Below are 12,335 nucleotides of genomic sequence, written 5' to 3'. Positions count from 1 at the left end.
GGCCCGCTGTGTCGGGACCCCGCCCCCGTGCCCGCACTCCGACCGACCCGAGGAAGGCCCCGTTGACCCCGCCCAGCGCCCCGCAGATCCCGGTCGTCGTCCTGGCGGGGTTCCTCGGATCCGGCAAGACGACACTGCTCAACCATCTGCTCCGCAACAGGACGGGGAACCGGATCGGCGTCATCGTCAACGACTTCGGGTCCATCGGGATCGACGCGATGACCGTCGCGGGGCAGGTCGGTTCCACGGTCTCGCTGGGCAACGGCTGTCTGTGCTGCGCCGTCGACGCGAGCGAGCTCGACGCCTATCTGGAGACGCTGACCGGGCCCGCCGCCCGGATCGATGTGATCGTCATCGAGGCGAGCGGTCTCGCCGAGCCCCAGGAGCTCGTACGGATGCTGCTGGCCAGCGACAACCCACGCGTCCGCTACGGGGGACTGGTCGAGGTCGTCGACGCCGCCGAATTCCCCGCCACCCGGGAGCGCCACCCCGGGATCGACCGCCATCTCGCCGTCGCCGATCTGATCGTCCTGAACAAGACCGACCGGGTCACGGACGCGGAGCTGCGGGCTGTGCGGGAGGCGGTCGGCGCCGCGGGGGACCGGGCGGCGGTCATCTGCGCCGCGTACGGGAGGATCGACCCGGAGCTCCTCTTCGACCCCGTGTTCCGGCCGGAGGAGGACGGCTCCTTCCGCCAGCTGACGTTCGAGGAACTGCTCCCCGGAGCCGACCGCACGCACGAGGACCACCCGCACGCGGCGTACGAGAGTGTCTCCTTCACCGCCGAGGTGCCGCTCAGCCCCCGCCGCTTCATGGCATTCCTCGATTCCAGGCCCGTGGGCCTCTACCGGATCAAGGGCTTCGCCCACTTCGGCGCGGGCGACCCCGGCAACCGGTACTCCCTGCACGCCGTCGGCAGGTTCCTGCGCTTCGTGCCGCAGCGCTGGGCCCGCGGCGAACCGCGGCGGACGCAGCTGGTACTGATCGGCTCCGGTATCGACGCCGAGGCGCTGCACAAGGAACTCGATGCCTGCCAGGACCCCGGGCAGGAGGCCGGCGAGGAGCTGGAGCGCAGCATGTGGGGCGTCCTGCGGTACGTGCGGCAGCCGGACGACGACGAGGCCTGAAGCCCCTCGCCGTCCGGCCGGTGCCCTACAGCGGTCCGGCGATCACCGCGACCGGACTCGTCAGTGGCGTCCCCGAACCGTCACGGCGCGGGTCCGGGGCCGGCAGCTGGGCCGGCGCGCCGTTCTTCTGCGCCGCCCGTGCCGGGGCTTCGCCCGCCCAGGCGAACACCAGGACGTCCTCCCCCTTGAGGAAGCGCTGGCAGCGCACTCCGCCGGTGGCCCTGCCCTTGCGCGGATACTGGTCGAACGGGGTGAGCTTCCAGGTCCGCTCCGAGTCGTCCAGCGTGCCGTGCGACCCGGCGACCGTGAACACCGTGGCGTCGGCCGAGGGGTCCACCGCGGTGAACGAGAGAACGGTGGCGCCCGCCGCGAGCTTGATGCCCGCCACACCGCCCGCCGCGCGCCCCTGCGGACGCACCGACGCGGCCGGATAACGCAGCAACTGCGCATCGGACGTGATGAAGACCAGGTCCTCCTCGCCCGTACGCAGCTGCGTGGCGCCGACGATCCGGTCGCCGTCCTTCAGCGAGATGACCTCCAGCTCGTCCTTGTTGGCGGGGTAGTCCGGAACCACGCGCTTCACCACCCCCTGCAGGGTGCCGACGGCCAGGCCCGGCGACTCCTCGTCCAGAGTGGTGAGGCAGAGCAGGTCCTCGTCCGCCTCGAGCGTCAGGAACTCCGCGATCTGGGCGCCGCCCGACAGGTTCGGAGCGGCATGGGTGTCCGGCAGCTGCGGCAGGTCGATCACCGAGAGCCGGAGCAGCCGTCCGGCGGACGTCACCGCACCCACGTCCCCCCGTGCCGTGGCGGGGACGGCCGAGACGATCACGTCGTGCTTGGTGCGCTTGGCGTCCTCGGCCTGCACGACGGGTTCGGCACTGGCCGTACGGGCCAGGAGACCGGTCGAGGAGAGGAGCACCTGGCACGGGTCGTCGGCGACCTCCAGGGGCACCGAGGCCACCTGCGAGCCGGCCGACTCCAGCAGTACCGTGCGCCGCTCGGTGCCGAACGTCTTCGCCACCGCGGCCAGTTCCGACGAGACCAGCTTGCGCAGTTCGGCGTCCGACTCCAGGATCGCGGTCAGCCGGGCGATCTCCTCGGTGAGCTTGTCGCGCTCGGTCTCCAGCTCGATCCTGTCGAAGCGCGTGAGCCTGCGCAGCGGGGTCTCCAGGATGTACTGGGTCTGGATCTCGCTCAGCGAGAAGCGTTCCATCAGGCGCTCCTTCGCCTGCGCCGAGTTGTCGCTGTCCCGGATGAGGCGGATGACCTCGTCGATGTCGAGCAGCGCCACGAGGAGACCCTCGACCAGGTGCAGCCGGTTACGGCGCTTGGTCCTGCGGAACTCGCTGCGCCGCCGCACCACGTCGAAGCGGTGGTCGAGATAGACCTCCAGGAGCTCCTTGAGCCCCAGGGTGAGCGGCTGTCCGTCGACCAGCGCCACGTTGTTGATGCCGAAGGACTCCTCCATCGGCGTCAGCTTGTAGAGCTGCTCCAGCACGGCCTCCGGCACGAATCCGTTCTTGACCTCGATCACCAGGCGCAGACCGTGCGCCCGGTCGGTGAGGTCCTTGACGTCCGCGATGCCCTGGAGCTTCTTCGAGCCCACGAGGTCCTTGATCTTGGCGATCACCTTCTCCGGGCCGACGGTGAAGGGCAGCTCGGTGACGACGAGACCCTTGCGGCGGGCCGTGACGTTCTCTATGGCGACCGTGGCGCGGATCTTGAACGTGCCGCGCCCTGCGGCGTAGGCGTCCTTGATGCCGCCCAGGCCGACGATCCGGCCGCCGGTGGGCAGGTCGGGGCCCGGGACGAAACGCATCAGCGTCTCGAGATCGGCCCCCGGGTGCCGGATGAGGTGGCGGGCGGCGGCGATGACCTCACCGAGGTTGTGCGGGGGCATGTTGGTCGCCATGCCGACCGCGATCCCGGAAGCGCCGTTGACCAGGAGGTTCGGGTACGCCGCCGGGAGGACGACCGGCTCCTGTTCCTGGCCGTCGTAGTTCGACTGGAAGTCGACGGTGTCCTCGTCGATCGACTCCGTCATGAGGGACGTGGCGTCGGCCATCCGGCACTCGGTGTACCGCATGGCGGCCGGCGGGTCGTCGTTGCCCAGTGAGCCGAAGTTGCCGTGCCCGTCGACGAGGGGCAGGCGCATCGAGAACGGCTGTGCCATGCGCACCAGTGCGTCATAGATCGACGCGTCACCGTGCGGGTGCAGTTTGCCCATGACTTCGCCGACGACACGCGCGCACTTCACGTAACCGCGGTCGGGGCGCAGTCCCATCTCGTGCATCTGGGACACGATGCGACGGTGCACGGGCTTCATGCCGTCGCGGGCGTCGGGCAGCGCCCTGGAGTAGATCACCGAGTACGCGTACTCGAGGAAGGAGCCCTGCATTTCGTCGACGACGTCGATGTCGAGGATCTTCTCCTCGAAGTCGTCCGGCGGCGGGGTTTTCGTGCTGCGGCGGGCCATCGCGGCTGCGACTCCTTCACAGTTTCTGTCGGGCAACCTCAGGTACTGACGCCGACCATTGTGGACCGCCGTACCGACAACGCCGACCTCGACCCGTCCGAAGCGGCCCCAGGGGCCCCCACCGGGCCCTGCCTGCGGCAGCATCTACGACAACATTCACCCGACGGGAACTTCGCCAGGTGCCCGTGCGCTTGCTTAGAGTGGCAGGTCCGGCAGGAAATCCTGTACCGATCGAAGGGACGTACATGCCCATGGGTCACACGGCCACAGCCCAGGCCGGTTCCGGCGGCTTGACGGCGACCGAGCACCGTCTGGCCAACGGCCTGCGCGTGGTGCTCTCCGAGGACCACCTGACCCCCGTCGCCGCGGTCTGCCTCTGGTACGACGTCGGCTCCCGCCACGAGGTCAAGGGACGCACGGGCCTGGCTCACCTCTTCGAGCACCTGATGTTCCAGGGCTCGGGCCAGGTCAAGGGGAACGGGCACTTCGAGCTGGTGCAAGGGGCCGGTGGTTCCCTGAACGGCACGACCAGCTTCGAACGCACCAACTACTTCGAGACGATGCCCACGCACCAGCTGGAGCTGGCCCTGTGGCTCGAGGCCGACCGGATGGGCTCGCTGCTCGCCGCGCTCGACGAGGAGTCCATGGAGAACCAGCGGGACGTCGTGAAGAACGAGCGCCGCCAGCGCTACGACAACGTCCCGTACGGCACGGCCTTCGAGAAGCTCACCGCCCTCGCCTACCCGGAGGGCCACCCGTACCACCACACGCCGATCGGCTCGATGGCCGACCTGGACGCGGCGACGCTGGAGGACGCGCAGGCGTTCTTCCGGACGTACTACGCGCCGAACAACGCGGTGCTCTCCGTGGTCGGGGACATCGACCCGGAGCAGACGCTCGCCTGGATCGAGAAGTACTTCGGTTCCATCCCCTCGCACGACGGCAAGCAGCCCCCGCGTGACGGCACGCTGCCCGGCATCATCGGCGAACAGCTGCGCGAAGTGGTCCAGGAGGAGGTCCCCGCGCGTGCGCTGATGGCCGCCTACCGCCTGCCGCACGACGGCACGCGCGAGTGCGACGCCGCGGACCTCGCGCTGACCGTGCTCGGCGGCGGCGAATCGTCCCGTCTGCACAACCGACTGGTCCGCCGTGACCGTACGGCCGTGGCCGCCGGGTTCGGGCTGCTCAGGCTGGCCGGTGCACCCTCACTGGGCTGGCTGGACGTCAAGACGTCCGGCGGCGTGGAGGTGCCGCAGGTCGAGGCAGCCGTCGACGAGGAGCTGGCGCGCTTCGCCGAGGAGGGCCCCACGCCCGAGGAGATGGAGCGCGCACAGGCGCAGTTGGAGCGCGAGTGGCTGGACCGTCTCGGCACGGTCGCCGGCCGCGCGGACGAACTGTGCCGGTACGCCGTCCTGTTCGGTGACCCGCAGCTCGCCCTGACCGCGGTGGGCCGGGTGCTCGAGGTGACGGCCGACGAGGTCAAGGCCGCCGCCCGGGCGCACCTGCGCCCCGACAACCGTGCGGTCCTGGTCTACGAGCCGGTCGAGCCGGCCGACGAGACGGACGGCACCGACGCGCACGAGGGGGCCGACAAGTGACTGACGCCGCCGTGACTGGAGTAGCGATGGAGTACCACCCGCAGCCGACCGCAGGCGAGGCCAGGCCCTGGGCCTTCCCCGCACCCGAGCGCGGCGCCCTGCCCAACGGGCTGACCGTGCTGCGCTGCCACCGGCCCGGCCAGCAGGTCGTCGCCGTGGAGATCTTCCTCGACGCCCCGCTGGACGCCGAGCCCGAGGGCCTGGACGGCGTGGCCACGATCATGGCGCGCGCACTGTCCGAAGGCACGGACAAGCACTCCGCCGAGGAATTCGCCGCCGAGCTGGAACGGTGCGGCGCCACGCTGGACGCCCACGCGGACCACCCCGGTCTCCGCGTGTCCCTGGAGGTCCCGGTCTCCCGGCTGGCCAAGGCCCTCGGCCTGGTCGCCGAGGCCCTGCGGGCCCCGGCCTTTGCCGAGAGCGAGGTCGAGCGGCTGGTGGGCAACCGCCTCGACGAGATCCCGCACGAGCAGGCCAACCCGGCCCGGCGGGCCGCCAAGCAGCTCTCCAAGGAGCTCTTCCCGGCCACGGCACGGATGTCGCGCCCACGCCAGGGCACCGAGGAGACGGTCCGGCGGATCGACGCCGCCGCCGTACGCGCCTTCTACGACGCGCACGTCCGCCCGTCCACCGCGACGGCGGTCGTCGTCGGGGACCTGACCGGGGTGGACCTGGACGCGCTGCTCTCCGACACCCTCGGGGACTGGTCGGGAGATGCCGGCCAGGCACGGCCCGCGCCTGCGATCACCGCGGACGACACCGGCCGTGTGGTCATCGTGGACCGTCCCGGAGCGGTGCAGACGCAGCTGCTGATCGGCCGGATCGGCGCCGACCGGCACGACAGCGTGTGGCCCGCCCAGGTTCTCGGTACGTACTGCCTGGGAGGCACCCTCACCTCCCGGCTGGACCGCGTGCTGCGCGAGGAGAAGGGCTACACCTACGGTGTCCGGGCCTTCGGGCAGGTGCTGCGCTCCACCGCGCCCGGTTCCTCGTCCGGGTCGACCGGCGCCGCGATGCTCGCCATCAGCGGCTCCGTCGACACGGAGTCCACCGGTCCCGCGCTCGACGACCTCTGGAAGGTCCTGCGCACCCTGGCGGCCGAGGGGCTCACCGACGCCGAGCGTGAGACCGCAGTGCAGAACCTCGTGGGCGTCGCCCCGCTGAAGTACGAGACGGCGGCCTCCGTCGCCGGCACCCTGGCCGATCAGGTGGAGCAGCACCTCCCTGACGACTACCAGGCCAAGCTGTACGCCCGGCTGGCCGAGACGGGCACGGTCGAGGCGACCGCCGCCGTGGTCAACGCGTTCCCGGTCGACCGGCTGGTCACCGTCCTGGTCGGGGACGCCGCGCAGATCGCCGAGCCCGTGAGGGCGCTCGGGATCGGCGAGGTGTCGGTCGTCAGCGGCTGACGGAAGCGTCCGGAAGAACGGGACAGGACGGGACAGGACAGGACGGGCCCCGGCGCACACATGAGCGCCGAGGCCCGTCGTTTTGTCCGGTCCGCGGAGAAAGGTCGTATTTCCTCTGTGGGATGTGCGACAAAAGACCTTTTCCGTTTGGAGAGGGAAAGTTGACCGTTCTAGCGTCGGCTCGGCTGTCCGCCGGACGACTGCCGCACCCGCGGCGCCGGACAGCCATCGCCGAGTCCCCGTCAGGCGCGAGCCTGGGGAGCCGGGGACCCATGAAGTCCCTGGGGTGAATCGGACTCCTGCACCTCACCGGAGGCTCAGGGGCCCGTAGGAGACCTTCCTGCTCCGAACCCGTCAGCTAACCCGGTAGGCGAGAAGGAAGGAAAGGACCAGCCCCTCCATGGCGTTCATCCGTGCCACCGGGAAGCACCGTGCCCCGAGCCGCCTGGCGCGCAAGGGTGTCAAGGCCGCCGGCATCGCGGCCCTGGCCACCACCGGCGTCATCGGCGCCACGGCCACCCCGGCCCTCGCGGCGGACTCCGAGGCCGTCGGCACCGGTCTCGCGCAGACCGTCGCACTCGACACCACCCTCGCCGCGCAGATCGACGCCCAGGCCGAGGCGCAGCGGCACCAGGCCGAGCTCGCCGCGAAGGCCGAGGCCGAAGCGGAAGCCAGGGCGAGGGCGAAGGCCGAGGCCGAGCGCAAGGCCGAGGCCCGCGCCGAGGAGGTCCGCGAGGAGAAGGCCCGCGCCGCCCGCGCGGCCGAGCGGGCCCGGCTGAACTCCTTCCATCTCCCGGTGGCGGGTTCGCACGTGACCACCGGTTACCGGTCCGGTGGCGCGCTCTGGTCCTCCGGCAGCCACTCCGGCGTGGACTTCCAGGCGGCGTCCGGCACCTCCGTCGTCGCGGTCGGCGCCGGCACGGTCGTCGAAGCGGGCTGGGGCGGTGCGTACGGCAACAACATCGTCCTCCGGATGAAGGACGGCACGTACACCCAGTACGGCCACCTCTCCTCGATCGGTGTCTCCGTCGGCCAGAGCGTCGGCCCGGGCGAGCAGATCGGCCTGTCCGGCTCGACCGGTAACTCCACCGGGCCGCACCTGCACTTCGAGGCCCGGACCACCCCCGAGTACGGCTCGGACATGGACCCCGTCTCCTATCTGCGCGCCCACGGCGTCCAGGTCTGACCCGCGCCGCACGACGACGCTCCGGCGAAGGCCCCGGCATCAGCCGGGGTCTTCGCCGTGTCTGAGCAAGACGTGCGCCGAAGCCCCCCGCGGAAGTGCTCCCCGGCCAAAAGATATCCATGGTTCACGCCCCGCCATCGGAAATTCCCGCCGATTGCAATAGAGTCGCGGAACAGGCGTCGATCGGCCGCGTTCCGCGGGGATTAAGGCGGAGGTTCGGACATGCGCATTCCCGCGCATTCGGTATGCACGGCAATCCGTGACGACATCGTCTGCGGGGTCTTCGAACGCGGCAGCCGCCTCACCGAAGAGGTGCTCGCGCGTCGCTACGGCGTCTCCCGCGTCCCCGTGCGAGAAGCGCTGCGCACCCTGGAGTCCGAGGGGTTCGTCATCACCCGCCGGCACGCCGGTGCCTGTGTCGCCGAACCCACGGAACAGGAGGCCGCCGACCTCCTGGAGGTCCGGATGCTCCTGGAGCCCCTCGGGGCCGCCCGTGCGGCCCAGCGTCGCACGGACGCGCACCTCAAGGTGCTGCGTGGCCTGGTGAGGCTGGGGCAGGAGCGGGTGCGCCGCGGCGAGGGCGAGGATCTGCGCTCCCTGGGCGGCTGGTTCCACGAGACGCTGGCACAGGCCTCGGGCAGCCCCGCTCTGATCGCGCTCCTCACCCAGCTCCGGCACAAGATCTCCTGGATGTACGCCGTCGAGCAGCCGGTCCGCCCCGCGGAGTCCTGGGCCGAGCACGGAGCTCTCGTCGACGCCGTCGCGCGCCGTGATCCGGAGCGGGCCAGGGCGCTCGCCACCCAGCACGCCGAGCGGACCGCCGCGGCCCATCGGCTGCGGCGCACGGGCCGGCCGGGGCACACGGCGGGCCCGGCGCGGGTGAGGACTTCGCAACACCCCGTAAACATCGCGGGAGTGCGCTATTAACAAGGGGGCCGTATACAGGGACGGTGTTTATCGGGGGAGTTCTTCCTGCTGCTCCGATTCGTTTTCCGGAGCCCTGCCGGGCCGGGAAACAGGAAAACGGAAAAGCCGCGGCGCCCGGTGGGGGCGCCGCGGCTTTTCCGCAGAAACGATTCCGGCTCGAAATGGCCGGGATCAGACGGTCTCCGGGAGCTCTTCGAGCCCTTCGGCGACCAGCTTCGCCAGACGGTCCAGGGCGGCCTCGGCGTTGTCCACCTCGGACGCGAGCACGATCTCCTCGCCTCCCTGGGCGCCCAGGCCGAGCACCGCGAGCATGGAGGCGGCGTTCACCGGGTCGCCGTCCGCCTTGGCGATCGTCACGGGGACGCCGGAAGCCGTGGCGGCACGGACGAAGATGGAAGCGGGGCGGGCGTGCAGGCCCTCGGCCCAACCGACGTTGACGCGGCGCTCAGCCATGGTTCTGCCCTTCACGTGTCAATGAGTTGTCTAGACCAGTCTCTCATGCAGTGCGTACTGCTGTGCCCGGCACCGCACCGTCCGCCACGCACCGCCCGCGGGCTCCCCCAGGGTGCCCCTGCCGCGAACCCGCCGCGACCGGTGTGCCGAGCCGTAGGCTTTGCCCATGGAGCCCACTGCGGAGCAGAGTCCGCATCACGCGTATCCCGGCCACTGGGAGGCGGACGTGGTGCTCCGCGACGGTGGCACCGCACGCATCAGGCCCATCACCACGGGCGACGCCGAGCGGCTGGTCAGCTTCTACGAGCAGGTGTCCGACGAATCGAAGTACTACCGTTTCTTCGCCCCCTACCCACGTCTGTCCGCCCGCGACGTGCACCGCTTCACCCATCACGACTACGTCGACCGGGTGGGACTCGCCGTCACGATCGGCGGGGAGTTCATCGCGACCGTCCGCTTCGACCGGATCGACGAGCGGGGCCGGCCCGCCTCCGCCCCCGCGGACGAGGCGGAGGTCGCCTTCCTCGTCCAGGACGCGCACCAGGGCCGTGGCGTGGCGTCGGCCCTTCTCGAGCACATCGCGGCGGTGGCCAGGGAGCGGGGCATCCGCCGCTTCGCCGCCGAGGTGCTGCCCGCCAACAACAAGATGATCAAGGTATTCCGGGACGCCGGGTTTACCCAGCAGCGCAGCTTCGAGGACGGTTCGGTCCACCTCACTCTCGACCTGGAACCCACGGCCGAGTCCCTCGCCGTCCAGCGTGCCCGTGAGCAGCGTGCCGAAGCGCGCTCCGTGCAGCGCCTGCTGGCCCCCGGGTCCGTCGCGGTCGTCGGCGTCGGCCGCGCGCCGGGCGGCGTGGGCCGGACGGTGCTGCGCAATCTCCTCGGCTCGGGCTTCACCGGACGCACGTACGCGGTGAACACGTCTTTCGCAGCCGGCCTGGACACCGTGGACGGGGTGCCCGCGCACCGTTCCGTGGGCGGAATCGGCGAGCAGGTCGATCTCGCGGTCGTCGCCGTCCCCGCCGACCGGGTGCCCGAAGTCGTCACCGACTGCGGCGAGCACGGGGTCCAGGGTCTCGTGGTCCTGTCCGCCGGCTATGCCGAACGCGGGGCCGAGGGCCGGGAACGGCAGCGGGAACTGGTGCGGCAGGCGCGCTCGTACGGCATGCGGATCATCGGACCGAACGCCTTCGGCATCATCAACACCTCCGGCACGGTCCGCCTCAACGCCTCCCTCGCGCCGGAGTCGCCCCGGACCGGGCGCATCGGGCTCTTCGCCCAGTCCGGCGCCATCGGCATCGCCCTCCTGTCCGGTCTGCACCGCAGGGGCGCCGGGCTGTCGGCCTTCATCTCCGCGGGCAACCGCGCCGACGTCTCCGGCAACGACTCCCTGCAGTACTGGTTCGAGGACCAGGGCACCGACGTCGCCCTGCTGTACCTCGAATCACTCGGCAACCCGCGCAAGTTCACCCGGCTCGCCCGCCGTACGGCCGCCGTGAAGCCCGTGGTCGTGGTGAAGGGCGCCCGGCACAGCGGAACCAATCCGCCGGGCCACGCCGTGCCGGTCAGCCGTATCCCCGACGCGACGGTCTCCGCTCTGATGCGGCAGGCGGGCGTGATCCGGGTCGACACGGTGACGGAGATGGTCGACGTCGGCCTGCTCCTCGCCGGCCAGCCACTGCCGGACGGCCCCCGGGTCGCGATCCTGGGCAACTCGGAGTCGCTCGGCCTCCTCACCTATGACGCCTGCCTGGCGGAAGGGCTGCGTCCGCGCCCACCCCGCGACCTCACCACGGCGGCGAGCCCGCAGGACTTCCGGGACGCGCTGACCGAGGCGCTCGCCGACCGGACGTGCGACGCCGTGATCGTGACCGCCATCCCCTGGGTGGGGGAGGACGGCGAGGCGGAGACCGGTGACGGCGAGGTCCTGGCGGCCGCACTGCGCGAGGCGGCGGCCACCGGCCCCGCCAAGCCGGTGGCGGTGGTGCACGTGGAGATGGGCGGCCTGGCGCAGGCCCTCGCCGCCGCCGCGAGCACGGCCACCACCCCGCCCGGGCCCCGGGTGGCCGCCCAGGAGCAGTCACCTCCGCCCGCTTCCCGGACCCCGGCGCCACGGGCCGGGGCCCCGGCCCCGCCTGTGCACGAACCGGCCCCGCCTGTGCACGAACCGGTCCCGCCTGTGCACGAACCGGCCCCGCCTGTGCACGAACCGGTCCCGGCCGTGCCCGCGAGGGAGGCGGGCGCCCCCGGCCCCGCCACCGGGCGGATCCCCGCCTACCCCGCCGCCGAGCGCGCCGTCCGCGCACTCGCCGAGGCGGTGAAGTACGCCCGGTGGCGGCGCCAGGCGGCCGCCCCCGGAAAGGTGCCCGAATTCCTGGACGACACCATCGACGAGCACGGGACCGCCGGGCTGATCGGGACGCTCCTCGGCCCGGCCCCCGATCCGCGTGGCCGCCCGCTGACCCCCGACGAGGCCCGGGAACTGCTCGCCCACTACGGCGTCGACGTACGGCCGGCGCTCCCCGCCCCCGATCCGGAGGCCGCCGTCGCCGCCGCCGCGAAGCTCGGCTACCCGGTCGCCCTCAAGACCACCGCACCCCATCTCCGGCATCGCGCCGACCTCGGTGGTGTCCGGCTCGATCTCGCCGACGAGAGCGCCCTGCGCCGGTCGTACGACGAGCTGACCGAACTGCTCGGCAGGCCCGCCGAGCTCCGGCCCGTCGTCCAGGCCATGGCTCCCAGGGGCGTCGACACCGTCGTCAGGGCGTCCATCGACGCGGCCGCCGGCGCCGTCCTCTCCTTCGGCCTGGCCGGCGCACCCTCGGAGCTGCTGGGTGACACGGCCCACCGCCTCGTACCCGCCACCGACCGCGATGCCGCAGAGCTGATCCGCTCCATCAAGGCGGCTCCGGTGCTGTTCGGCTGGCGCGGCTCCGCGCCGGTGGACACCGCGGCGCTCGAAGAGCTCCTTCTGCGGGTGTCCCGGCTGGTCGACGACCACCCCGAGGTGGTTTCGGTCGCCCTGGAACCCGTCGTGGTGGCCACGCACGGCCTGACGGTGCTCGGAGCGAGCGTCCGGCTCGCCCCTCCGCCCGCCCGCAGTGATCTCGGTCCCCGCCGGCTCCCCGCCTACTGACGCGTACGGACCCGCGTACGGCG

General features: G+C 71.7%; 8 protein-coding genes and 1 riboswitch. Of the genes, 6 read left to right on the top strand and 2 right to left on the bottom strand.

Features of this window, described 5'->3' with window-relative positions:
- Positions 1 to 62 precede the first annotated feature (62 nt).
- The gene (locus ACF1FZ_RS19480) at positions 63 to 1,127 is read left to right on the top strand and encodes a CobW family GTP-binding protein (RefSeq protein ID WP_391774626.1); all 1,065 of its coding nucleotides are present in this window, start codon (positions 63 to 65) and stop codon (positions 1,125 to 1,127) included.
- Positions 1,128 to 1,152: 25 nt separating this feature from the next.
- On the opposite strand, the gene ACF1FZ_RS19475 is transcribed toward ACF1FZ_RS19480, so the two are convergent.
- Positions 1,153 to 3,603, bottom strand: coding sequence for a DNA topoisomerase (ATP-hydrolyzing) subunit A (locus ACF1FZ_RS19475; RefSeq protein ID WP_391774625.1), 2,451 nt, complete (start codon positions 3,601 to 3,603; stop codon positions 1,153 to 1,155).
- A 245-nt stretch (positions 3,604 to 3,848) separates the two neighbouring features.
- On the opposite strand from ACF1FZ_RS19475, the gene ACF1FZ_RS19470 reads away from it, so the two are divergent.
- The 4 genes from ACF1FZ_RS19470 (at position 3,849) to ACF1FZ_RS19455 (ending at position 8,723) form a co-directional block, all read left to right on the top strand.
- Positions 3,849 to 5,201, top strand: a complete 1,353-nt coding sequence (locus ACF1FZ_RS19470) for a M16 family metallopeptidase (RefSeq protein WP_391774624.1) — start codon at positions 3,849 to 3,851, stop codon at positions 5,199 to 5,201.
- Between the two features lie 26 nt (positions 5,202 to 5,227).
- On the top strand, positions 5,228 to 6,610 hold the full coding sequence (locus ACF1FZ_RS19465; protein ID WP_391774697.1) for a M16 family metallopeptidase: 1,383 nt from the start codon (positions 5,228 to 5,230) through the stop codon (positions 6,608 to 6,610).
- Positions 6,611 to 6,829: 219 nt separating this feature from the next.
- Positions 6,830 to 6,998, top strand: a riboswitch (cyclic di-AMP (ydaO/yuaA leader).
- Between the two features lie 12 nt (positions 6,999 to 7,010).
- Entirely contained in the window at positions 7,011 to 7,796 is a 786-nt protein-coding gene (locus tag ACF1FZ_RS19460; protein WP_391774623.1) for a M23 family metallopeptidase, read from the top strand.
- Between the two features lie 222 nt (positions 7,797 to 8,018).
- Positions 8,019 to 8,723 carry a GntR family transcriptional regulator gene (locus ACF1FZ_RS19455; protein WP_391774622.1) on the top strand — a complete coding sequence of 235 codons (705 nt, stop codon included), beginning with the start codon at positions 8,019 to 8,021 and terminating at the stop codon, positions 8,721 to 8,723.
- A gap of 171 nt (positions 8,724 to 8,894) precedes the next feature.
- On the opposite strand, the gene ACF1FZ_RS19450 is transcribed toward ACF1FZ_RS19455, so the two are convergent.
- The gene (locus ACF1FZ_RS19450; protein WP_391774621.1) at positions 8,895 to 9,176 is read right to left on the bottom strand and encodes an HPr family phosphocarrier protein; all 282 of its coding nucleotides are present in this window, start codon (positions 9,174 to 9,176) and stop codon (positions 8,895 to 8,897) included.
- Positions 9,177 to 9,342: 166 nt separating this feature from the next.
- Here ACF1FZ_RS19450 and ACF1FZ_RS19445 point away from each other — a divergent pair, with 166 nt between their 5' ends.
- Positions 9,343 to 12,312 carry a GNAT family N-acetyltransferase gene (locus tag ACF1FZ_RS19445; RefSeq protein ID WP_391774620.1) on the top strand — a complete coding sequence of 990 codons (2,970 nt, stop codon included), beginning with the start codon at positions 9,343 to 9,345 and terminating at the stop codon, positions 12,310 to 12,312.
- Positions 12,313 to 12,335: the final 23 nt, after the last annotated feature.

It is taken from the genome of Streptomyces sp. NPDC014623 (genome assembly GCF_043088245.1).
Taxonomy (GTDB): Bacteria; Actinomycetota; Actinomycetes; order Streptomycetales; family Streptomycetaceae; genus Streptomyces.
Note: the sequence above shows the minus strand (reverse complement) of the source record. Positions and strands in the feature narration are given on the sequence as shown.

Excerpts from the sequence above, each read along its gene's own strand:
- ACF1FZ_RS19465 (WP_391774697.1), top strand. The coding sequence starts at position 5,228 with ATGGAGTACCACCCGCAGCCGACCGCAGGCGAGGCCAGGCCCTGGGCC.
- ACF1FZ_RS19475 (WP_391774625.1), bottom strand. The coding sequence starts at position 3,603 with ATGGCCCGCCGCAGCACGAAAACCCCGCCGCCGGACGACTTCGAGGAG.
- ACF1FZ_RS19445 (WP_391774620.1), top strand. The coding sequence starts at position 9,343 with ATGGAGCCCACTGCGGAGCAGAGTCCGCATCACGCGTATCCCGGCCAC.
- ACF1FZ_RS19455 (WP_391774622.1), top strand. The coding sequence starts at position 8,019 with ATGCGCATTCCCGCGCATTCGGTATGCACGGCAATCCGTGACGACATC.
- ACF1FZ_RS19470 (WP_391774624.1), top strand. The coding sequence starts at position 3,849 with ATGCCCATGGGTCACACGGCCACAGCCCAGGCCGGTTCCGGCGGCTTG.
- ACF1FZ_RS19460 (WP_391774623.1), top strand. The coding sequence starts at position 7,011 with ATGGCGTTCATCCGTGCCACCGGGAAGCACCGTGCCCCGAGCCGCCTG.
- ACF1FZ_RS19450 (WP_391774621.1), bottom strand. The coding sequence starts at position 9,176 with ATGGCTGAGCGCCGCGTCAACGTCGGTTGGGCCGAGGGCCTGCACGCC.